General features: G+C 55.8%; 14 protein-coding genes and 1 tRNA gene. 11 read left to right on the top strand and 4 right to left on the bottom strand.

Translation table 11 applies throughout. The features are described from left to right. Positions 1-419 precede the first annotated feature (419 nt). The 7 genes from ACFCXQ_RS09320 (at position 420) to ACFCXQ_RS09350 (ending at position 11,400) form a co-directional block, all read left to right on the top strand. Positions 420-878, top strand: a complete 459-nt coding sequence (locus tag ACFCXQ_RS09320; protein ID WP_379549956.1) for a hypothetical protein — start codon at positions 420-422, stop codon at positions 876-878. A 761-nt stretch (positions 879-1,639) separates the two neighbouring features. After that, positions 1,640-4,864, top strand: coding sequence for a LysM peptidoglycan-binding domain-containing protein (locus tag ACFCXQ_RS09325; RefSeq protein ID WP_379549958.1), 3,225 nt, complete (start codon positions 1,640-1,642; stop codon positions 4,862-4,864). 1,188 nt (positions 4,865-6,052) lie between these two features. Beyond that, the gene (fliQ, locus tag ACFCXQ_RS09330) at positions 6,053-6,322 is read left to right on the top strand and encodes a flagellar biosynthesis protein FliQ (RefSeq protein ID WP_379549960.1); all 270 of its coding nucleotides are present in this window, start codon (positions 6,053-6,055) and stop codon (positions 6,320-6,322) included. Positions 6,323-6,335: 13 nt separating this feature from the next. Then, on the top strand, positions 6,336-7,097 hold the full coding sequence (locus tag ACFCXQ_RS09335; RefSeq protein ID WP_379549962.1) for a flagellar biosynthetic protein FliR: 762 nt from the start codon (positions 6,336-6,338) through the stop codon (positions 7,095-7,097). Beyond that, positions 7,094-8,182, top strand: coding sequence for an EscU/YscU/HrcU family type III secretion system export apparatus switch protein (locus ACFCXQ_RS09340; protein WP_379549964.1), 1,089 nt, complete (start codon positions 7,094-7,096; stop codon positions 8,180-8,182). Before ACFCXQ_RS09335 ends, ACFCXQ_RS09340 begins: the two co-directional genes overlap by 4 nt. 6 nt (positions 8,183-8,188) lie before the next feature. Further along, a complete protein-coding gene (locus tag ACFCXQ_RS09345) occupies positions 8,189-10,240 on the top strand; it encodes a flagellar biosynthesis protein FlhA (protein ID WP_379549966.1) in 2,052 nt (683 codons plus the stop codon). A 14-nt stretch (positions 10,241-10,254) separates the two neighbouring features. Beyond that, positions 10,255-11,400: a tetratricopeptide repeat protein gene (locus ACFCXQ_RS09350; protein ID WP_379549968.1), complete on the top strand. Its 1,146-nt coding sequence runs from the start codon at positions 10,255-10,257 to the stop codon at positions 11,398-11,400. A 24-nt stretch (positions 11,401-11,424) separates the two neighbouring features. Here the strand turns inward: ACFCXQ_RS09350 and ACFCXQ_RS09355 are convergent, their stop codons facing one another. After that, the gene (locus tag ACFCXQ_RS09355; RefSeq protein ID WP_379549970.1) at positions 11,425-13,398 is read right to left on the bottom strand and encodes a hypothetical protein; all 1,974 of its coding nucleotides are present in this window, start codon (positions 13,396-13,398) and stop codon (positions 11,425-11,427) included. Between the two features lie 236 nt (positions 13,399-13,634). Between ACFCXQ_RS09355 and ACFCXQ_RS09360 the strand changes: the two genes are divergently transcribed. Next, positions 13,635-15,830, top strand: a complete 2,196-nt coding sequence (locus ACFCXQ_RS09360) for a trypsin-like serine protease (protein ID WP_379549972.1) — start codon at positions 13,635-13,637, stop codon at positions 15,828-15,830. An 80-nt stretch (positions 15,831-15,910) separates the two neighbouring features. Here ACFCXQ_RS09360 and ACFCXQ_RS09365 read toward each other — a convergent pair whose 3' ends face one another. Both ACFCXQ_RS09365 and ACFCXQ_RS09370 read right to left on the bottom strand, forming a co-directional pair. Continuing rightward, positions 15,911-16,153: a hypothetical protein gene (locus ACFCXQ_RS09365; RefSeq protein ID WP_379549974.1), complete on the bottom strand. Its 243-nt coding sequence runs from the start codon at positions 16,151-16,153 to the stop codon at positions 15,911-15,913. A gap of 75 nt (positions 16,154-16,228) precedes the next feature. Next, positions 16,229-18,178 (bottom strand): TIR domain-containing protein, encoded by a 1,950-nt coding sequence (locus ACFCXQ_RS09370; protein WP_379549975.1) that lies wholly within the window; start codon positions 18,176-18,178, stop codon positions 16,229-16,231. Between the two features lie 251 nt (positions 18,179-18,429). On the opposite strand from ACFCXQ_RS09370, the gene ACFCXQ_RS09375 reads away from it, so the two are divergent. Further along, positions 18,430-18,504 (top strand) — tRNA-Gln (locus ACFCXQ_RS09375). A gap of 73 nt (positions 18,505-18,577) precedes the next feature. Next, positions 18,578-19,741, top strand: a complete 1,164-nt coding sequence (argE, locus tag ACFCXQ_RS09380) for an acetylornithine deacetylase (RefSeq protein ID WP_379549977.1) — start codon at positions 18,578-18,580, stop codon at positions 19,739-19,741. A gap of 113 nt (positions 19,742-19,854) precedes the next feature. Here argE and yghU read toward each other — a convergent pair whose 3' ends face one another. Then, positions 19,855-20,706: a glutathione-dependent disulfide-bond oxidoreductase gene (gene yghU, locus ACFCXQ_RS09385; protein WP_379549979.1), complete on the bottom strand. Its 852-nt coding sequence runs from the start codon at positions 20,704-20,706 to the stop codon at positions 19,855-19,857. A gap of 388 nt (positions 20,707-21,094) precedes the next feature. On the opposite strand from yghU, the gene ACFCXQ_RS09390 reads away from it, so the two are divergent. Continuing rightward, positions 21,095-23,152, top strand: coding sequence for an NAD(+) synthase (locus ACFCXQ_RS09390; protein WP_379554618.1), 2,058 nt, complete (start codon positions 21,095-21,097; stop codon positions 23,150-23,152). The last annotated feature ends 13 nt before the right edge of the window (positions 23,153-23,165 follow it).

A 23,165-nucleotide genomic window follows, 5' to 3' on the forward strand; every position in this document is an offset into this window, starting at 1 on the left:
ACACCCACCCAGCTAGCATCTGAAGCTCGAAGAAACGGATTGAGAGAAGGGATGACCGCCTTCCTTGGTTCCTGCAATTGTGCAAAGGGCGACTACGCCCGCGACTTTGCGATTGCTTCGAAATCAACCGTCATCGCAGCCAACGGCTTCGTAATGTTCCCATCCGCTAGAAAGGGATATCGACCAGACACGTATAACGGGAAAGTCAGTCTTTATGTCTCCCAAACTCGTGACGGCAAAGGCCCGAGGGGTCAGTTCCTGCAGTACAATTCTAAGGGCAAGGTGACGAAGACATGGGACCGGGCGACCTTCAATGCGAAAACCGGGCGTGTGACTTTCTCAAATGACACTCCGCGAACAGGAACTCGCATTCGGGAGAGACGCTCTCAGTGTGTCAGCAAAGAGCTTTGCGGAGGTAAATGATGGTAGACGCTGTTAAAGCACCGCAATTGGCGATATTTTTTACGCTGCAGCTAATGGCTTGCTCGCCGGTTCAAAAGGACACAAGCGAGGCCGATGATGTCCTACCAGATATGTACTCAAGCACCGGCGAGATTTACTATCTCGAACCATCCGAGAGAGAAGCAGTCGAGGCTAAGGCATCTGAGGGTGACAAGGAGGCCTTGGATGCAATCATCAATCATTACGAACTCGGTGGAGTAGAAGATAATATCGGCCCGCTCATGCACTGGTTGCGGCTCGCCCACCAACGCGGAGATCAAAAGCGGCTCAGGGATTTGGTGTTTTTTTCTAGAGACTCCGACTTGGACTGCACTGAGATCGTGTCATATTTTGATGCCTTGCAGGAGCTCGATCCTAATGGGGCTAGTGAATTGAAAGCTGGCAGGGTCGCAGAGTGTTTAGCCAATCGGCAATAGGATACTTAGAACGATCCGTCCCAGTGACCGGATCGCCGCTCGCAGTATGGGAAGCCTTAGGGCGCACACCGTACGCAGCGGTGCTGGCGGGTAAGTTCTTGAGGTATATGCGTAAAACGGCAATGTCCCTTTCTGTGCCAGTAGCGGGTCAGTGGTAATTTGGCGGCACAGAGTGGGTCAGTCGCGCTCCAAAACTCTGTAATCGCTGACCAACCTTGCGCACCTCGACTGTGCTACTTTGAACCTCAGGATGGCCGGTCGCGAGCGGCGATCGAGACGGTGCTGCTGGGCCATGTTCCGCTCTTCAGCGGCGTGTTCCAGGTGAAAAACCACCCCACCTCTCAGCATCCCGACCGGCTCAGGATCGAGGACAGCAAGCCAGTCCCTTTTAGAAGCACACCCTATGCGGCAAGCCGCGTGGAGCTGAAACGGGAATATACGTGCGTTTTGAGTGGGTTGCGGATATTTTTGTGGGCCGAAATATATTGCGGTTTTGGGCGGCTGAGGTGACGGAGTGAACTTTTGTCGCAAGATCAGTTGGTTGGGTCCGAAATATCTTTCTGCCGAAATATATTGCGGCGCCGTTTCGGTTCCTTGCCTGTGTCCTTTTAGAGCAGCCAAAGGGCTCCGCTGAGGGGCTTACGGGAGTGTCCCGGCCCCTTGGTGTCGTTCCCGCGCTGATATGCCGCTAGAAAGCGGCTGAGAGAGGATCAGGCGGCGTTGGCGATCCTACTGGTCCAACCTACCCCTTCAACGCCAATGTGCCGGGCCTGACTGGCGGCGGAGCAGCTACCTCGCCTGCGCTTGATGGCTCACCCAATGAGGCCGCATTGCCCTCGTTCGGCTCTGGTTTCCCCCAACCGGAGCCGGGCATCACCTCGCCTTTTGACAGTGGTCTGACGCTCGATACCTACTCGCAAAATGGCTATTGGGAGACGGTCAACTACACTTACGCCGTCGTGGAAGAATACGTCTACGATGCCGGCGGCCGCCTCGACGAAGTTAAATCAGCGCAAGGCTATTTTGATTCCATCGATTATGCTGAGATTAAGTCACACGGCCATCAGGTCAACGCGCAAGACTTTGTCTACGGACCTGGCGCCACGGTGAAACGCGGCGAGTTCGTCTATGACAAAATGGGCCGCGTCACCAATCAATATGACTTCGCCGCCAATGGCACGACCAAGGTCTTTGACCGCGCTGTTTTGTACAACACAGACGGAACCGTCCAGCGCGAGACCACTGTCACAACCAAGGGCAGCGATTCCTACCGATCGGTCGCCAACAATTACTACAACGCCGACAACACGCTCAATTATGTCCTGACGACCAACACCAAAAACGGCAGCAATAGCGGCGCGCCCAACACCCGCACTGACAACACCTATGTCTATTTTGATGGAGCGGTGCAGAGCCAGGTTTTGTATGACGAGAACACCGGCTCCTCCTCCAACACCGTGTTCCGCTCGACCTATACCTATGATGGGGTCGGCACCCTCCAATCGGCACAGATCAATGATGGGCGCCCGCGCACCGTCAGCTATATCAACAATGCCGAAGGGCAAGTGATCAGCCGCAAAGAGAAAGACAACAATCACACCCAGGGTGATCCGTCAGAAATCTACTACCGCTTTGGCGGCAAAGAGATCGGCCGGGTTGGCAACAATGGCACGTCCAATGTCAATTATGAGCGCACGATAGCTGAGCGTACGGCCAACACCTCGAGCGCCACGGGCGCGTTCCGCAACAATGCGGCGACAGGCGTCGGTTATGCGGACTTTGGCGGTGATTACGACGCGATCAACTCCTATGCGCAGGGCTCTGGCGGCGGCAGCTATACCGTGCGCGGGGGCGAGAACCTTCAGGCTATCGCGGCCCAGCTCTGGGGCGATAGCGCGCTGTGGTACAAGATCGCCGAGGCCAACGGCCTAAGGGGCAGTGAGACACTGATCGAGGGGCAACGCCTGACAATCCCAACCGGCGTGACCCGCGTTCACAACAATTCTGGCACGATCAAACCATACGATCCGGCGGAGGCTATCGGCGACACCTCGCCCACCACCGCCGCACAGCCCAAGAAAAAGAAATGCGGCGTCTTCGGCGCGATCCTCTTGGCGGTTGTGGCGATTGCTGTTGCTGCAGTTGTAACCGGTGGTGCTTTGGCTTTAGCCGCTGGGAAATCGCTCTCAGCTGGACTTGCTACAATCGGTATCGGTTCTGGGACGGCCATAGGCGGCGCTACTGCAGGCGGGATCGCTGCCGCCAGTGCCGTAGGTGGTGCGGTTGGCTCTATCGCTTCTCAAGGCGTCGGCATCGCGACTGGTATTCAGGACAAATTTAGCTTTAAGGGAGTGGCTCTTGCCGCGATCGCCGGCGGTATCAGCGGGGGACTCGGTGCGAGCGGTGTCTTTGGCAAGGTCACCGGCGGATCATTCAAAGCTGGCGCGATTGGTATCAAAAGTGGAATTCTCGATGCTGCAGTGAGAGGTGCTGTTAGTGGTGCACTCACACAGGGTGCGGCGACAGCTACCGGATTGCAAAGCAAGTTTAATTTCGCTGGAGTCGCCGCTGCCGGTGTCGGAGCTGCGGCAGGCAACTTCACAGGTGGACGATTTGGCAAGCCAGCTAATGGGTTCGCTGCGTTCGGCCAAAATCTGGCTGCCAATTCGGCGGGCGCGATTGCCAACGCGGCGACACGATCTGCGTGGACTGGCCAGAGCTTCGGCGACTCAGTTATCAGTGCCATTCCTGATGCAATCGGAGCTGCCATTGGCAACGTTGTTGTCGGCGCAGTCGCTATTGCTGCGAAGGTCGACTCAAACCCATCAAAAGAGCCTGCACAATCGCGTTACTATATTAACGATCCTGCTCACGACTTTGGTGGACTGAGAAGGATCAACTATCATGGGGCAGACGGAGCGTATGGCCCAACAATTGTCGTAACGGGTACGCGCATCAAAGAAGATGATGGATTCTTTGATCAACTAGGTGACGCTCTCGTCGACAATCCGGTCACGAACTACTTGACGGACAACTTTGATTTCAATCTAGAGATCAGAGCACCCTCAGATGGGTTTGCTGTCGATCTTAATATACGTGCGCCCAACTTTGCATTGAATGCTCAATTTGCAACGTCTGCCTCGAGTAACCATCGAAATGGGCAGGCAGGTCTCTCTGTCGCTTTGGGTGAGCGCGGTTTCGCTGTCGTCGGTCGTGGGTCCTCTGGACCCTCAGGCACTCGCTTCCAAGGTGGGTTGACTGCCAGAGACGCTGATGGATCATTTGTGGTTGGCGGCGCTTTGCGTACTAACGCAAACAGCGTAGCGGTGTCCGCACAGGGCAACGCTTTTGGTGAGGACTTCCGTGTTGTCGGGGCCATTGCATCGGCCAACAACGGCGGCTCGGATGCTGTGAGCATAAGAGCTTTGGCCGAGCGCGGAGATCTGACCTCGGCGGTGACTGGAACCATATTGACATCGTCAAGCGGAATTTCTGGCCAAGCTGACATTATAGGAACAGTTCCAGTCATAGGTAATCGCGAAATCGGTTTCTCAGCGAGAGGTTCGGCAGCACTTAAGGCTTCCGGTATTGGAGGTTCGGGCAACGCTAGTGCATTAGTGAAGCACCCCGACGGGAGTGTCCGAACTCTTGATGGAAAATTTGCGAGCATTTCTGGCGCTCCTGCGCCAGGAAGCCGAGCTCCGGCTAACTTCGCTGGTTTCCTGAAAAGCAACGGCGTTCAAGTCGTCGGTAGAGAATTGGAGTTCAATGGTCCATTGGGGGTGCGTCGTTACGATATTGTGACACGGAACCCAGATGGTTCTTTGCATGGCTTAGAAATCAAAACAGGTAGCGCCCGCCCCAATCCATATCAAAGGTTCACCGACCTCCATGTAAACCGATTTGGAGCAGAAGGCCGTGGACGTGCTGCTGGAGAGAGAGTAACTGGGGCGTCGACAGTATATCTGACTGAAGACTGGAATTAGGCGGGCTGCTTTGTGTTACTAGAGATCGAAAATATGGAATCAATAAATGAGCCGAGCGAGAAGCAACTTGCTTCCGCTCTTCGGAATTTGCGAAGTCATGGGCCTTCTTCTTACCTTAGCTTGACAAGCCAAGACTCCAGCTTCGTTCAAGTCGGCGGCGGAGGTGTAACCTGCGTGCTTGAGTGGAAGGACCAACGGTCGGGCCGACATTACCGAGGTTATAAGAGTGAAAAGAGCAAAGTCTTTGGTGATGGAGATATACTCACGTTTTCGGGAGGGCAGGTTCCGTTGAAGGCAGACGAGTGGCTACAGATTCGAGACGTTGCGCCAGTTTTCTTAGCCTTCTTAAAAAACACAGATTTTCCGTCTGAAATTCTCTGGCGTGATATCTCACCGATCTTAGAACGTCATGAGCCAATTTAGCCGCTTCAGCAGAAAGTTTCGGCAAGTTCTGGGGACAGTATACGTAGTTGCAGTTCTGTTTTCCTACACGCCTATCCCGAGCTAGCGTATCGGAGGCTCTTTTCCATCGCCCGTCCCTTTGCCTGAATTAAGGCGCAGCGTGTTTTGCTTGTTGGCTGTTTGTTTAGCCTCAAGCGCCAGCGGCTGCCTCCGCAGCCTTGGCTATCCTCGCTCACGCGCCTTTCAGGCGCATCGCTGCGGGCGCCCTGTCGGGCTTGCGAAGCCTAACGGCTTCGAACCAGTCCAAGCCATCCTCTGTGCTGCCAGTTACCTGGAATGCAGAAACAACAAATGTAGGAAATAATCTTGCGCGGTCCCCTGTCCGGCGTGAGTGCCTGTAGGACGCCCAAACCCGCGCAAATGCTGGCCTCGCGGCGGATGACACAAAAAGCTGAACTGTCACTTTTGTCACCCTGCGTAGGGAAATGCAGTAACGCCTTACATATCTTCAGTAGAAGTTCGCATGGTCAGTAAAATTCCTACAAATTTCACTTGCAGGCGCGATTGTACGAAAAAAATAGCAACGCAATGGCAGATAAAGGAACTACTCATCCGTAAAAGTCGCTGTGGTACAATTGATATGTAAGAAATCGTGGCTCTAAACTCACTGTAACAACAGTTTATCCACAGAGCTACCCACTGGCCACCCCCTCACGTCACTTGAAGAATCGGTGACGAGACAAGCATACACTTAGACACGTTGTGTTGGACTGGGGGGTCGCGACCATGACGCCGGATAGGGCGCTTGATTTCATGAATGATATGCTGTGGTCCGCCGCAGTGATCGGCGGCCCGGTTATGCTGGCGACGCTACTAGTCGGATTGACTGTGTCCATTTTTCAGGTCGCAACGCAGATCCAAGAAATCACGCTGTCATACGTGCCCAAAATCGTGACCGCTGGCGTGATGCTGGTGATCCTCGGGCCGTGGATGGTGTCGAAACTCACCAGCTTCGCCCGCGACCTTTACCTCACAATCCCATCGCTCGCGCAATAGGAGGCGGGCAGGGGTGAGCTTCGTCGACATCTGGATTGCGAGCCTGCTGGTGGCCTTGCGGATTGTGCCCGCGTTAGCCTTCGCGCCGCCATTCACCTTGTTGCGGGTGCCGCCAACCATCCGGGTTTTGCTGGCGATTGGCTTGTCCTTCTGGTTGGTGGCGGCTCGTCCCGAAGTGACCAGCGCACGCGTGGCTGGCGAAAGCCTACCCGGCTTGGTGCTGGGGGAACTCGTTCTGGGCGTTTCGATTGCGTTGGGCCTGCAACTCGTCTTTGCCGCGATAATGTGGGCGGGCAGGGCGCTCGACATTCAAGCCGGCTTTGGCCTCGCAATGCTGGCCGATCCGACGACAAACGCGCAGATACCCCTTGCTGGTACGATCCTAGCTTATGCTGCGGCGATGATCTTTTTCGCGACTGGCGCGCAATATGATCTGCTGGCCTTGTGGCTTGTTTCGGTAGAGACCTTGCCGGTGGGATATGGGATTATCCAGCCGGATATGGTGGCTGTCGGGCGGTACTTGGCCAGTGTGTTTTTTCTGGCCATTGGACTTGTCGGCGCGGCGATGCTGGCAATCTTCCTGACCGACATTGTGGTAGCCTTCCTCAGCCGCACTTTGCCGCAAATGAATGTCCTCCTGCTGGGCTTTCAGGCGAAGGCGATGGTGATGGTGATTACTCTACCGATTGCGATGGGTTTTGCGGGCGCGCTATTCCTGCGATTGATGCGGATGGCGGTGACCGAACCGACCAAGTTCTGGGGGCTCCCAGCATGAGTGAAGAAGGCCAGGAGCAGAATAAGAGCGAGGAGCCAACTCCGTTCAAGCTCAAGAAGGCGCGCGAAAAGGGGCAGGTCGCGCGCGGTATGGATCTGGGTTTTGTTGGTAGCCTGATCGCATTGGCCGCTGTCGCAATGTTCGCTGGCGAGATGTTCTTTGGCCGGCTCGCCGATATGATGCGGTACAGCTTTTCAGCCGGGATAACCGGGCGCGGTGACCCTATTGAGGCGTTGGGAGTGGTCGCCGCAACCTATTGGGGCGCGTTCCAGCCTCTGATCATTCTGGGCGCGACAATTGTAGTCGTGCTGGTCACGCTTGAGATGCTGCAATTGAGGGGCTTCATCTTCACAACCCATCCACTCAAGCCTGACTTTAAGAAACTTAATCCTGCTAAAGGTTTGAAGCGTCTTTTCAGCATGAAGATGCTGAAGGAAACGCTCAAGAATATCGTCAAATTCTTCGCCTACTGCACTGCGGCCTGGTTTATTGGTGTCGCGGCGATAGAGACGTGGGGTGTGCGCCTCGTCGATGCGGGTTGGCTTGTGCGTGCGATGGAGCAAAGCGCTGCGCGCCTGCTGTTCGTGTTCATCGCCCTCGCTTTCGTGTTCATGGTGATTGATCAGATCATTGTCCGGCGCGAGTTTCACAAGCAAATGCGGATGAGCCGGCGTGAGTTGACCCGCGAGACGAAAGATCGTGAAGGTGAGCCGCGCTTCAAGCAAAAGCGCAAAGAGATACATGAGAAAATGCGCGAGCAGAGCGAGGGTTTGGGACAGGTGCCAGGCTCTGATCTGGTCGTAGTAAACCCCGAGCATTACGCGGTTGCTCTGCGCTATGATGCCAAGAATATGGATGCTCCGCAGGTCCGCGCGAAGGGCCGCAATCACTTTGCGCAACTCATTAAGCGCAAGGCTAGATTTCATGCTGTTCCGGTGATCTCCAGCCCTCCCTTGGCCCGGAAACTCTATGCCGACTGCGTCAAAGGCAGCGCGATTGGGCCCCAGCATTTCCATGATGTGGCGATGCTTTACCGCAGCCTCGCGAATCCGCCTGCGGGTCCGCAAACAGTGACCGAAGGATAGGCAGAGATGTTCCAGAAGATGTTTGATGGGAATAAGGATCTCGTGCTGGTGTTCGGCACAATTTTGATTCTCGCTATTCTGTTCTCGCCGATCCCGCCTGCGATGCTGGATTTTGCGATCATTGTGAACTTCGGCCTGGGTTTCACGATCCTGCTTCTGACATTCTACGTCGCGAAGCCTGTTGAGTTCTCCACTTTTCCATCCATTTTGCTGGTTGCGACCCTGTTCCGATTATCGCTCAATGTGGCGGCAACGCGGCTCATTTTGACTGGTGCTGATGCCGGTGAAGTGATCGATTCTATCGGCTCTTATGCGGTGCAGGGCAATTTCGTGATTGGTTTGGTCGTTTTTGCGATTTTGGTTGTCGTGCAATATGTTGTGGTGACTAGCGGAGCGCAGCGTGTGTCAGAAGTCGCGGCACGCTTTACGTTGGATTCCATGCCGGGTCAGCAAATGAGCATCGATGCTGACCTCAACCTGGGCCTGATCGACCAGGAGGAGGCGCAGGCGCGCCGTGAAGAGCTTGAGAAGGAAGCTTCCTTTTACGGCTCGATGGATGGCGCATCTAAATTTGTTAAAGGCGACGCCATTGCTGGCATCATCATCCTGCTGATTGATATTATCGCTGGGCTGATTGTCGGTGTTGCACAAATGGGTATGAGCTGGGGCGAAGCGCTACAACGCTTCACTCTGCTGACCATTGGCGACGGTATCGCAACTCAGCTTCCGGCGCTGATTATCGCGGTTGCAACCGGTATTATCGTCACCCGTTCATCTGCGGATCGGCAGCTAAGCACAGAGATTTTCAGCCAGCTTTCCAGCGTGCCGCGTATTCCCTTGATTGTCGCGATCATCCTGATGGTCATGATGCTGCTGCCGGGCATGCCGAAATGGCCCATCGCCATTGTTGGTGTTGCGGCATTCGCGGCGTGGATCCGAATTCGAAATGTCCAAAGAGCTGAAGAAAGCGACAAAGCTCAGGAGGACCAAGCTGAAGAAACGAGCTCGGTCGCCGAAGGGCGTGTCATTGAGCTGAAAATGGGTGGCGAGCTGATGGCGGAGTGGAAAGATCGGCAGACACTCTTGCTTGATCGGATCGGGACTCAGCGCAAGACAATTGAACGGAGCTTTGGCCTGTCTCATCCCAAGGTCAGCATCGTCGAAGACAATGACCTTGGCGGGAATGACTATCAGATCGCGATTCATAATGATGTCTATGGAACCGGCCAAATCCAGTCAGAACGTGTTCTTGCGCTGAAGCAGGGGGAGCATTCTCAAAAGCTTGAGGGGATACCGGGACGTGACCCGGCATTTGGCCTCGAAGGAGTGTGGATAGAGCCCGGGCGAGCTGAGGAAGCGCGCGAGGCATCCTATAGCGTGGTCGATCCCGAAACTGTGATCACAACGCACCTTAACGAAGTGATCAAAGCAGAAATCCCGGCTCTGCTAACGCGTGCTGCAACGGTCGAACTGTTGGATCAGGTTCGTTCAAGGCAACCCGGATTGATCGAGGAACTGGTGCCGAATGTGATGACTGCATCAGACGTTCAGCGCGTGCTGCAAAACTTGCTGCAAGAACGGGTATCGATCGCGAACATAGACATTATTCTTGAGACCTTGGTCGATATTGGACGGCAAGAGAGAGATCCTGTCTTGCTAAGCGAAAAGATTAGGCAAAGCTTGTCGGTCAGCATTTGTTCGGCGCTACGTGGTCACCATCCTGAACTTGCGGTGCTAAGCCTTGATCCACGAGTCGAGAACCGCATCGTGTCGCAATTGGTAGAAGGCTCGGCCGAAAACCTGATCGCGTCTGACCCACGTTTGGCGGAGCAATTGCTTAAGTCACTTGCGCCTCTGGTCGACAAGATGATTCGTCAGGGGCGTAACCCAGTCTTACTGTGTGCTGCCCCAATTCGCCGTGGTATGGTCCGGCTTGCGCAGCGGACAATCCCTCAACTTTCCGTGATTTCGGTGGATGAGGTGCCCATGCGGGTAGCGCTGAGTAGCTTTGATATTGTCAAACTACAGGATGAAAAGTCACCGGAGGCAGTCGGGTGAGCGGGAGCATAGACATGGTATCTGATGAAGCGCTGTCGAAGCTCGAGCAGCTCAGCCAATTTCTTGACTCTGATCCCGGCAATTTGAGCCTTCTCGCCGACTGCGCGCAAGCGGCGCTAGAGGCGGACAAACCGGCTGATGCTGCTGTGTTCTTTGCGAAAATCGATGCGCTGGAGCCGCTGGAGGCCATTGCGGCAAACACGGCAGGCATTGCTGCAATGCGCGGCGGTGATCAACCTGCTGCACAGCAGTGGTTTGCGAGGGCTTTAGAGGACAATCCTGACGATACCGGCATTCGCTTCAATATCGCGTGGAGCAAAGCGCTAGGTAAGGATTTTGATGCAGCTTTAGAGACCTTAGAAGCGGATGTGATAGACGCACTTCCGCAAGCCGCCATGCTTGATTTACAGATTGATCATGAGCTTGGCCGGTTCGATGCGGCGGCGGCGAAGATGGATACTTACCTAGAAAAGTTCCCTGACTATGCGCCTCTTCAAGCGGCCGTATCGGTGCTCGCCATGGATATGGAACGGCTTGATCTCGCGCGCGAAGCGGCTCTTAAAGGCGGCTCTCATCCTGACGCGCTAACGACCCTTGCAACCCTTGATCTTGGCGATCGAAAGTTGGGTGAGGCACGTGAGCAATATGCGCAGGCTCTTGCTACCCGTCCGATGAACCCGAGAGCAGAAATCGGGTTGGGGCTCGTTGATTTGGCCGAAGGCAACACACTTGAGGCAGCCAAGCGGCTCGACAAAGGAGCGGATCAATTCGGCGATCATTTGGGCACATGGATCGCGGCTGGATGGGCACATTTCATTGGTGGAGATCTAGATGCGGCGCGGGCCCGATTTGAAACCGCGTTATCGCATGATGACACCTTTGGAGAGGCGCATGGCTCGCTCGCGGTGATTGAGCTTCTTCAAGGAGAAGCGGACTCCGCTGAGCGCCGGATTGAGGTCGCAAAACGGCTTGACCGCGACGCCTTCTCTACCGCGCTTGCCGCTATGTTGTTCGAGCAATCTCAAGGCAATCAGGAAAAGGCGGAACAAATTTTCCGCATTGCTTCTCAGCAGCCGATCTTGCCAAACGGCTCGACGTTAATGGATGAGCTCGTGAAAGCCCTTGGGGGCACTGGCGGGACTTCTGGTTTGAATAGCTGACCCGATTATGCGTGGCATACCGCGCTAAACGGGGACCGATATTTTCTTGGTGCCAAAGATTGACTGCCAACTGGCAATTTCATCGACAACCACGTCGTCCATCTTTCGCGTGAGGTCGACGAAATCCTCATAGCTTGCGTCCTTCTCTTGGCTTTCCAGCAAGAGATCAGACCAGCGAACAAGACGATCAAGCTTCGCTGCTGTGACGTCGGAGATTGCAGCAAATCTCTCAAAATCACCGAAGTAACGAATGCCGGCAATTGCCGCCCCTAAGGTTGGAAACGCAACTCCTAGGAAAGTTGTTGGCTTGCTCACAATATCTGGCACGCTGGCGCCCAGCATCCCCAATGTCGCGCTCAGCTTGAGCATTAAGTAGGCACTCACTGACACAATCGCGAGAATGAAGAGGGTCTCAGACATTTTGTCGAGATTATGATGCACGCGCCCTAGCCTATGCGCTTTCTCGCGATGATACTCTCTCTGCGCGATAAAGAATGGGTAGAGCACATCACGCAGATGCTCTCTCAGATAGGTTTGAGTGACTTTAAGCTGCGGCATGCCCACACTTTTTATGACCTCGCGAGCGTACAGCTCGGGCCAAGGAGTATCCGGTGATGATGGCCAATGGCCGCGCGGACGGCCGCACCCGATCGCTACCATAATCGGCGCATGCCGCAGGTATTCCGCGGCTCGGCGTGTCTGAAACCATCGCCTATGCCAATTCCCGCGCACACCGGCGACCGTGATCGCAACGATGGCGAGTAGCAGTGTCAGTTCTAGCAGAGCAAAAGGCCACTTGCCTTCAGGACCGACGAGCGGGAGATATGCGACGCCCGCGATAATCGCCGCTGCTGACAAGAGAAAATTCGCGACCATGCCGCCGCGATATGCGTCAGATAGATAGGTGGAAATTCCATCGGATGCCGCAAACCTCGAGACCACCTTTTTTGCGAGCGCCTCTGAACATTCAGAGTCGGAATGCAGAAGGGCCGTGATCTTACCGATCATCGTCTGTCCCTGATCGCTCGCGGCGGCTTGCGGCGTCTCATAGCTTTGCTTAACTGCCGCGAATGGGGAGCCGCTACCGGAGAACATCCTCTCGATCCTGCGGTAGGCATGAAATCGACGCTTCGAGTGAGGGTGCCACGCTGCGGAGTTCAGCTGGTCCTTCGCGAGCTCGGCCTCCTGCCAAGTCCTATGGATGTTCGCGCTAATCAACTCGGTCATTTGGACCGCATCGACGGAAACTTCCCGCTCAACTGCAATGGCAAGATCGCCCAGATCGTCAAGCCATGTTAGCTGATCGGGCTTGCGAGCGTCTAACCATATGACCGGCACGTCCGCGGATAATGCCTCAGCCATTGTGTCCCGCGTTCCGCCCATTGCGGTTGGGGAGGCGCCATCCCAGATTGCCAGAAGTATATCCGATTGTTCGACGGTTATCCGGCTGGCGAGCTTAGTGCGCTTACCGACAAGGCTTTCAAACTCGAGCCGTAGTTTGCGATCGTCGCCATTGGCGGTCAGCTTTTTAAGATAGTGCTTTAGCGCCGTATCTTGATCGCACAGCTCAAAACAAATTGCGTTGTCATAGGCACATTTCAGTGCGCTCCAATTGGCAAGCTCTTTGGTGTCCTTTGGTTCGTTCCCATCAGCGATTGAAGCTGTTGAGGGCCAATCTGTGCTGAGCATATTTAGCGCCAGATTTACATCCGAGCCGAATGGCAACGGGGCTACGAGATCAAAGTCTAATTTCGCGGCGGTCTGCGCCGCCATAAGGTCGCAGCCATTGGCGAGGTTGGTGACTAACCGCACTTTTGCAGTTGAAGACGAGGAAACAATTTTCTGGTTTATTGAGGATAGCAGGGTTGAAATTGCTTGCTCAATCGCGGCGCGATTTTTGCCGAATGTCGCGTTGCCTTCTCGGTGACCGGTAACACCAATCGAGAGAATGCGCGTCGGCGCGGCGAACCCAAGATCGAGTGGCTTGTCGGCATCCATCACCGTTCTCTAGCATGGTCTTGTCACCGCGCAATCTGCGGTGTGTCTTCGCCTCTCCGGCAAATTGGCGACTACTATTGACGTGATCGGCGAACTCTGCTGCATTTCAGGAAATCAAAAAAGGGTCGCTGCGTCTGGAAAACCACCTCGGGGGATGAGCGATGCTGCGTGTGAACTGGGCGATGGATTGCGTCCTTAGAGTGCTCCTCCTGCTCATCGCGTTAAGTGCTCCGCAAATGGCAAGGGCCAATGTGCCTGAAGCAGATGTACAAAGCGATGAACGCAGCAGCACTATTGTCTATAACAACTTCAGCGATGAGGAATCGAGAGAGGCCAAGCGGGCTGCGCGTAAAAACCGCAAGGCCTGCCTGCGCGGCGACGCTGAGGCGTGTGTTGCAGCGGGCTACGCCTATCTTCGCGGGGAGGGCGTGGGGCAGATTGGTGATATCGCTGATATCCTGTTTGGCGAGGCGTGCGATGCGGGTCTGGTGGCGGGCTGTAATGCGCTGGGCAAATTTCACGCAGGCGAAGGCGGTGATCCGAAGAACTATCCCAAAGCTGCGACGGCGTTCGAGAGGGCGTGCGATCTGGGTGACCTAACGGGATGCAGAGATTTTGCAGACTTATTACGAAGGGATGTCCTGGGCGCGCCCGATCCTGCACGTGCTGATTTGGTCATTGAGGCGGCCTGTGAGGCGGGTTCAAATGACGCCTGTTTTGACATTGCCAATGCGATTTTGCGCCAAGAGCAATGGACGGAGGAACGCGTAAGAGCGGAGAGGATCCTTGATGCTCAATGCCGAGAGGGCCTAGTGAACGCGTGTTACCGCGCCGTTGAAGAACTCAAAGCCCGCTCTTATCGCGATGAATGGCAGATCGGCGAATTTCTGCACATCGCATGTTATTTCAACGATGTGGCGGCATGCTTCGAGATGGGGGAGCGCGTGTATCGCGGAATTGGTGTCGCCCCGGATCGCAGCCGCTCGATTAGCTATTATGATCAGCTGTGCAATCTCTATGAAACGCATTGCGAAATCTCAAAAGCTCTCCGGGTCACGCCATCGCTTTATACAGCGTGCGCGGATGGCAACTTTCAGAGCTGCGCTGATCTCGGGCGCGCACTAGCTCTTCCCGGCTCCCCGGAAACCGATCGGGACACAGCTATCGGATATCTGGAATCGAGTTGCGTCAACGGTGTGACAGATGCCTGTGCAGATGCTTCCGAGCAGATGAGAGCCCACTTTAGCAGTGACAATGCGGAGGGCGCTCAGAGATTGATCGCAATGCTTGAAAGAGCCTGCTCTGCGGAGGACTTGAGCAAGTGTTTTGAGCTTGCTGAGATATACAAAGAAGGAAGCTGGGCCGTCGCAGACGTGGCCCAGGCAGGGCGCCTGTTTAACGAGCTGTGCACAAAGGGGATGGACGAAGCATGCGTTAAGGAAGTGCAGTTTTCGGGCATCGTGCCCGAGGCGCGCATTGCAGTGGCAGACGCAGAGTACATGCCGCCGGAGGATGCAGATGAACCCACGCAAGTGCCGCAAGAGCGTTTGGTTGTCGAAGCGCCGCCGCCCGAGCTGAGCGAATGTGTGACGTCGCGGGAGCGCTTTCGCGGGCAAGTCTACACGCAGACAAATTGCCCTGCGCATGCCGCGGCAATCAACAGTTATGCTTTGAAACGCGGGCAAGCACCTTGGCAGGCTTTGCTCTGGAGGCCCAAGCGCCTGGTCGGGCAAACTCTGCGCGAGGCAGACAGGGTTCTGTGCGGCGGCTCGCTGATCGCTAAGGGTTGGGTGCTAACCGCGGCGCATTGTCTCATTGATAATGGCACACGGATCAGAACCGCTGGTCATCGGGTCCGGCTAGGGGTCTATAATCCGCGAAAACCTGAAGGGATCACTTATCCAATAATCCGCACTATCGCCCATCCGCAGTATAATCCGCGGAACAAATACGTGTTCGACATCGCGCTGGTTCAATATGATTACCGTGCCGGTTCGGCGGGTGCGCGCACGAACAAGATTGCCTCAATCAAGCTTGACCCGCTGCAGGTTGGCAAACGACGCATTGCCAAGGGTATGAATGCATATTCTTATGGATGGGGCTGGACGCAGGCGGCCAACAGCCAATCGACGGAGTACCTGCAAGGCGTGAAGATGCAGCTGCGTAGTGAGGGTGCTTGCACACGCTTCACGAAGTTTCGCGGCAATCTGCGCCACGCCGCGCTATGTGCAGGCGGGCGAAACTTTCAGCAAACGTGCTATGGCGATAGCGGCGGACCGCTGGTCTACTATGGCGACGCGGGCAGGCGACCGACTTTGATCGGAGTGGTCAGCTCGGGCAAAAAATGCGGATCGACCGGGCTTCCCAGTCAATACACGCGCGTGGCGAAAGCGAAAAGCTGGATTGCGAGTTACGTCAGAGGCATTCGGTAAAACGAAACGCCCGCCAAGCCTAAGCCGCTATGCTTAAGCCTGACGGGCGCAGTTTTTACTTGCTAGTTAAGTCGGCGTTCCTACTCACTTGGCCTTATTGGATTGTTGGTTGGGTCGTTGTTATCGTCTTCGTTCGTTTCTGCAGCATCGCCTTCTGAAGCGTCAGCATCTGCGGTACCTTCACCCTCCATGCTTTCCATTGCCTCTTCGGTTTCAGGTGCGGCAACTTCCACTTCTTCGGCCTCGACGTCGGCTTCAGCGCCTGCACAAGCAGACAGCGTCAATACGCTGGCGGTGGCGAAAAGTGTCACAGTCTTCTTCATATTCATTCCCCTATTTCCAAAGCTGGAACGGTCCAAATTTGAACCCGCCCCAAATAAGACCCGAGGATGAGGCTATCATGCGGTGAGTATTGTTTGCAAACGCGAAAATCCGGGCGCATCACGAACCGGTTCAAGCATGGGATCATTAGTCAGAAATAACAGCCCTGGGTCTTGAATCGCAACTGCGCGATCCAGCAGAGTAATTGCTTTGTCAGTGTCGCCCCATTGCGCCTGAATTTGTGCCTGCTGATAGGGACTAGCATCGCCGTAAGTCGCGATTAGCTCGTCGTAAGACGCGCGGGCGGCTTGCTCATCGCCCAGCTTGTGATGGGCGATGGCCTTGCCGGTCAGAGCAAACACCGGGATAGGCTCTTTCTCGAAGCTCTTCAGTGCCTCACCGGCCGATCCCTGCAGATATTGCGCGCTTCCTAGGCCATAATACGCGCTGGCTATATTCGGGTTGAGCTTCAGTGCTTGCTGCATATGAGCAATTGTATCTGGATAGTTGCGCGACAGCAGGGCGATATATCCCGCCGAACTGAACGCCCGCGCATTTAGCGGATCTAGCGCCAGTACGTTTGCAGCAATTTCCTGTGCTTCTTCTCCTTGCTCGCCATAAGCCATGAAGATTGCGACTGACCGTTGAACATCGGCATCACCTGGAGCGAGTTCGCGTGCGCGGTCGTAGTGTGGCTTCGCCGCTGACCGATCCAAGCGGCCATTGTTTAGGGCAAAGCCCTTCGCCAAATGCGCTCTGGCCAGATCGGGCGTGAGGTCAATTGCCTGCTGCGCTGAGGCAATTGCATCATTGTAGAGACTTCGTACTTCGCTCGCCTGCGATGTGCCATTTGCGAGGGCAGATAGCACTGTGGCACGCATGGCATGAGCCCGTGCGAAATCTGGATCAGCTGCGATCCCCGCATCAAACTGCGCTAGGGCTGCCCGGTCACTATCCTCTCCGGTTGACAGGTCATAGAATGCTTGCCCGCGCAAATATGCCTCATATGCTGTGACGCTTTCAGTGCCGCCAACCTCGGCTTGCTCAGCCAGAGATTTATCGAGCTCTGTCTTGCCGGCTATTTCTGCGATGAGTGACACTGCAACTGTCGAGGCAATTTCAGATTGAACGGCCAGCACGTCTTCGAATTGCCGGTCAAAGCTATCTGCCCAGCGAACCAGCCCGTCCTCAACTTGTACTAATTCCGCTGAGATGCGGACCACCCCATTTGCCATTTGCACGCTTCCACGCAACAAGTTCGCCACACCGAGCCGGCGACCCAGCGCAAATTCGTCACCAGTTTGTTCATCACTAGCAGAGGATGAGGTGGGGGCGGACACGCGTAGTCGCGGATTGCGGGCTAGCGCTGCGCGCAGTTCGTTGGACAGCCCGCCCGAAAACCAAACCTGCTCGGGATCGCCTGAGAGGTTCGCAAAGGGGATAACGGCCAGCGACGTCGAACCCTGATCTGAGTTTTCGCCGATGTTCAGGCCTATAGCAGCCAGAGATGCGACGCCGACTAGCGCAGCTCCGCCAGTGGCAAGTTGGCGCCTGCTTAGCGCAAACTTCGGAGCGGTTTCACTCGCGATGGTGCTATGCTCGTTACGCTTACCGCATTGCGCCAACACAGCCGCCAAGATCCGATCTGACTCGGCTGTGTTTGGCTTACCTGACCAGCCACTTGCATCAATCGTTTGAAACTGTCGAAACCCGAGCGGAGGCTGAGAGCCGTCGATTGAAACGGGTATTAGGCATTTACGCTCACGCCCGCTCTGGGCTTCGTCTCGTACCCAATGTGAGTCGATTGAGATTTTGGACCATAAAACAACGACACAATCTGCGCCCTCCAGCGCCGCTTCGGTAGTGGGAAGGTAGTTTTCTCCGCCTTCGAGAAGTCCGTCCCACCACACGTCGAGGCCCGCGCTCTCAAGCAAGGCAATAACCTTCATTGCTTGCGAGCGTTCATCGCGAGAATAGCTCAGGAATATGCGGCCAGTGGCAGCGCCATCGACATCTGAGTCGTGCATCTTGGCCCTCATTCTACGCCATCCCCGCAAATTCGTAGTGAGGTTAGCTGCAAAGGTGAGCAAGCGCTAGTCGCGAAGGGCCGTGCTTTCGCCGCGTTCCAAACCTACGAAAGCACAACGATTACGCGTTTTTTCTGAGAAGTCGTCAGCAAGGGCTTGAGTTTTGCTGGCGCGGGGAATAACGGGAGCGTTCTTCAATCACAGCGCAGCTTGATTCTAAAGGGGCGTAGACGTGATTGCGGCATAGCTGCTGGGGTGTGGCCAAGTGGTAAGGCACCGGTTTTTGGTATCGGCATTCGCAGGTTCGATCCCTGCCACCCCAGCCAGCTAGCTCAATTTAATGACATTGGTGTAATTTCAAGCTGGCGCTTCATGAGTGCGGGTATAAGACTTGCGCCAATGACACATTCTGCTCCTTCTCTTGCTAGCGCCCGCGCGATTTTGGATCGGTTGATCGCTTTCGACACCACTTCGCACAAGAGCAATCTGGCCCTGATTGAATGGGTCGAGAGCTATCTCGCGGAGCATGGCGTCAAAGCTGCGCGCGTGGCCGATGAAAGCGGCGATAAAGCCAATCTTTTCGCGACTTGTGGTCCGATGGTAAAGGGCGGAGTGATCCTGTCCGGCCATAGCGATGTCGTGCCAGTTGAGGGGCAGGAGTGGTCGAGTGATCCGTGGACGGCGCGAGAGGAAAACGGCAAACTCTACGGGCGCGGCACCTCTGATATGAAGAGCTTCATCGCACTGGCGCTGGCCTGGGTTCCTGCCTTTGTGCGCGGATCAAAACCGGTGCATCTTGCGATCAGCTATGATGAGGAGGTCGGCTGCAAAGGTGCGCCAGCGATGATTGAGCGGCTGCGTAAGACTATCCCGCTTCCGCGTGTTGCGATTGTTGGCGAGCCCACATCCATGCGGATTGTGACAGGCCATAAGGGCATTACCGTTCACGAGGTGCAAGTACGCGGGCATGAGGCGCATAGCTCGCTGGTGAACCACGGTGTGTCGGCCAACGCGGTCGCGATTGAGCTTATGCATCACTTGATGGAGATTGCGCGGGATCTGCGCGAGAATGCCGATCCGGACAATGGCTTTGACCCGCCATATCCAACCCTTACTGTCGGCGTGATGGAAGGCGGGCAGGCGGCCAATATTCTGGCTGGCCACGCGCGCTTTGAGTTCGATTTGCGCTGTCCGCCCGGCTATGATGCGGCCGAAATCCTTGCGCCGTTTTACGAGGCGTGTGCTGCGCAGGACGCCGCGCTGAAAGGCAAATTCCCGGAAGCCGGCGTGCAGGTTGAGCAGCTTGCTAGTGCGCCCCCAATGACAGATGCGGGTAGCGAGGATGCGGTTGCATTCGTGCGGCGGCTGACAGGTGAGAATTCCCCGCCCTCCAATGTCGCTTATGCGACCGAAGGCGGGCAGTTTCAGCAGGCTGGCTTTCCCACGCTGATTTGCGGACCTGGCTCAATCGAACAGGCGCACCAGCCAGATGAGTGGATTGCGCTGGACCAGTTGGAGGCGGGCACGCGGTTTATGGCCCGTCTCGCAGAGGAACTTTCCTGACGGTGACAGCGCCACAAGCCTAGCCACCCGCGCCCTCCGCCCTTCCACCCGGAGACTACCGGGATGCAATCCGGGTGGAAGGGCGGAGGGAGCGGGTGGCCCGGAACGATAATTTAGAGCTTTTTGCCTTCAAAGTCGGCGGCGGAGTGACGCTCGAGCAATTGCTCGTCTTCTTCGCCCCATGCCTTGTTGACGATGCGGCCGCGTTTGACCGCGGGACGATCAAGGATATGCTTCGCCCAGCGCTCAACATGCGTGTATTCATGGATCGAGAGGAATTTGCGCGCCTCGCCATAAATGTTGCCGGTCACGAAAGGGGCAAACCATGGGAAGGTTGCAATGTCGGCAATCGTGTAATCGGCGCCGCCAAGATATTCATTCTGTGAGAGGCGCTGGTCGGCAACGTCAAACAATCGCTTGGTCTCCATTGCATAGCGATTGATCGGATATTCGTATTTCTCTGGCGCATAAGCATAAAAATGACCGAAGCCGCCACCGATGAAGGGGGCGCTGCCGACTTGCCAGAAAAGCCAGCTGAGGACTTCCGCGCGAGTGTGATCGGTCGGCAAGAATGCACCAAATTTCTCCGCGAGATGCATCAGGATTGCGCCGCTTTCAAAGATGCGGACAGGCGTGTCGCCGCTACGGTCGAGTAGGGCCGGGATCTTGGAATTGGGATTGATGTCGACAAAGCCTGATGTGAACTGCGTACCGTCTCCGATATTTATGGTCCAAGCGTCATATTCTGCGCCGGAATGGCCTGCTTCCAATAGCTCTTCGAACATAACGGTCGCCTTCACACCATTCGGCGTAGCGAGCGAGTAAAGCTGAAAATCATGGTCACCAACGGGTAGCTCTTTGGCCTCTCGTGCACCAGCTGTCGGCCGGTTAATGCTGGCAAACCGGCCGCCATTTTCAGCATCATGCGTCCAGACTTCGGGCGGTGTGTAAGTTGGGTCGGCCAAGTGTCATCTCCATTGAGGGGTTGCGCAGTATTCGAGGCAGATGGGTGATAGGTTACCCGAGTGCAAGAGCTGGGCATGCAAGGAAGCTTCGCATTTGGCCTTGATGCTTGGTATCCTTTTGGGATACAGCATCGATATGCACCTCGCAGGACAAAAAATTCGAGAGTGGCGGGAAGGGCAAAACCCACCTTTGTCCGCCGATGAATTCGGCGCGCAGTTTGGTGAGCCGAAACCGTGGCCGAGCCGGACCGTTTATGGCTGGGAGGCCAAGGGCAAGATTGCCCGCGCGGCTGTGCAAAAACGGCTCGCTGAACTTGGCATTTGCGAGCCGCAGGATTGGCTTGAGCCGGCGGAAACATCCAAAACAAAGCAACCAGGGAAATCGCCCATGAGAGTAGGCCATGTCTTTTATGATTTGCATACGCATGGCTTCGTGCGGGTGGCGACGAGCACTCCGAAGGTCCGCACGGCAGATGTGGCGTACAATGCGCAGGGCATAATTGAGCAAGCTGTGGAGGCCGCGAAGCACGGGGTCGATTTGCTGCTCTATCCAGAGCTGTGCCTGTCGTCCTACGCTATTGATGATTTGCATATGCAGGCTGCCTTGCTCGATGCGGTCGAGACCGAGCTGGCGGGCATAACCAAAGCGAGCCGCAAACTCCCTAGCGTGCTGGTGATCGGCGCGCCGCTGCGCCGGGGTGGGCGGATTTACAACTGTGCGATTGCGATTGCGCGCGGTAAAATCCTCGGCATCGTCCCGAAAAGCTACCTACCTAACTACCGCGAATATTATGAGAAGCGCTATTTCGCGCATGGCCGCGATTGCATGGGGCTGATGCTGGATATTGCGGGGCAGGACGTGCCGTTCGGCACTGATATCCTGTTCCAGCATAAGAGCATTCCCGGCTTTACATTCGGGATCGAGATTTGCGAGGATTATTGGAGCCCGAACCCGCCTGGAACGCTGGCGGCGCTGGCCGGTGCGACCGTGCTGCTCAATCCGTCTGCCTCCAACATCACCATTGGTAAATCTGATGAGCGGCATATGCTTACCCGTGCCAGTTCGAGCCGCGGCGTTTGCGCATATGCGTACTCGGCTAGCGGCTACGGCGAGAGTACCACCGATCTGGCTTGGGATGGGCAGGGCATGATTTATGAGCTGGGCGATCTGCTTGTGGAAAGCAGCCGGTTCGACCGCGAGCCTGAGCTATGCGTGAGCGATGTCGATACGCAGCGTATCCTCAATGAGCGCATGCGCATGGGCACGTTTAACGACGCGGCGGAAGCTGCTGGGCGGCCTGAGGATTGGTTCCGCACGGTCACTTTCGACCACGAGCCAGATGGCGGTGATATCGGGCTGGAGCGGCCAATTCGGCGTTTTCCATTTGTGCCCAATCGGCAGAACAAGCTCGATGAGGATTGCTACGAAGCGTTCAACATTCAGGTCCACGGCCTGATCCGCCGGATCGAGGCGACACGCCCAAAGTCGCTTGTGATCGGAATATCCGGCGGGCTGGACAGTACCCATGCGCTGATTGTTGCGGCGAAGGCTTGCGATGCGCTCGGTCTGCCGCGCAGCACAATTCGCGGTTACACCATGCCCGGCTTTGCGACTTCTGACGGCACGAAATCCAACGCGTGGAAGCTGATGAAGGCGATGGAGATCACCGCCGAAGAAATCGATATCAAGCCGACCGCTCAACTGATGCTGGAAAACATCGGCCATGCTTTCTCGGATGGCAAACCGGTGTACGATACGACCTTTGAAAATGTGCAGGCTGGGCTGCGCACCGACTATCTTTTCCGGCTTGCGGGTCAGCATAGCGGCTTTGTGGTTGGGACGGGCGATTTGAGCGAGCTTGCGCTGGGATGGTGCACATATGGTGTGGGCGACCAGATGAGCCATTACAACGTCAATGCAGGCGTGCCGAAAACGCTGATCCAATATCTTATTCGCTGGACGACACAGACGGGTCAGTTTGATGCCAAGACCGGTAAAGTCCTACTGTCTGTGCTCGACACTGAGATTTCGCCGGAGCTTGTTCCGGCGGATGCTGATGGCAGCATTCAGAGCACGGAATCGATTATCGGGCCTTACGAGCTCAACGATTTCTTTCTCCATCACATTATGCGCTGGGGCCAAAAACCGAGCCATGTCACGTTTCTGGCTTGGCACGCCTGGCGCGATGCGCAGGCGGGTTTGTGGCCGGTTGATTTCCCAGAGGACGCCAAGAACACCTATGATCTGGCGACCATCGCGGAGTGGCTGGAGAAATTCCTCAAACGCTTCTTCGGCTTCAGCCAGTTCAAGCGGAGCGCGCTGCCTAATGGCCCTAAGGTAAGCGCGGGTGGAGCGCTCTCGCCGCGCGGCGACTGGCGCGCACCGAGCGATGCGGTGGCGGATGTTTGGCTGGACGAATTGCGAGAAAACGTGCCGGAAAGCTGAGCTCTCCGGCACG

The sequence above is a fragment of the Qipengyuania rhodophyticola genome (assembly GCF_042493225.1).
Lineage (GTDB): Bacteria > Pseudomonadota > Alphaproteobacteria > Sphingomonadales > Sphingomonadaceae > Erythrobacter.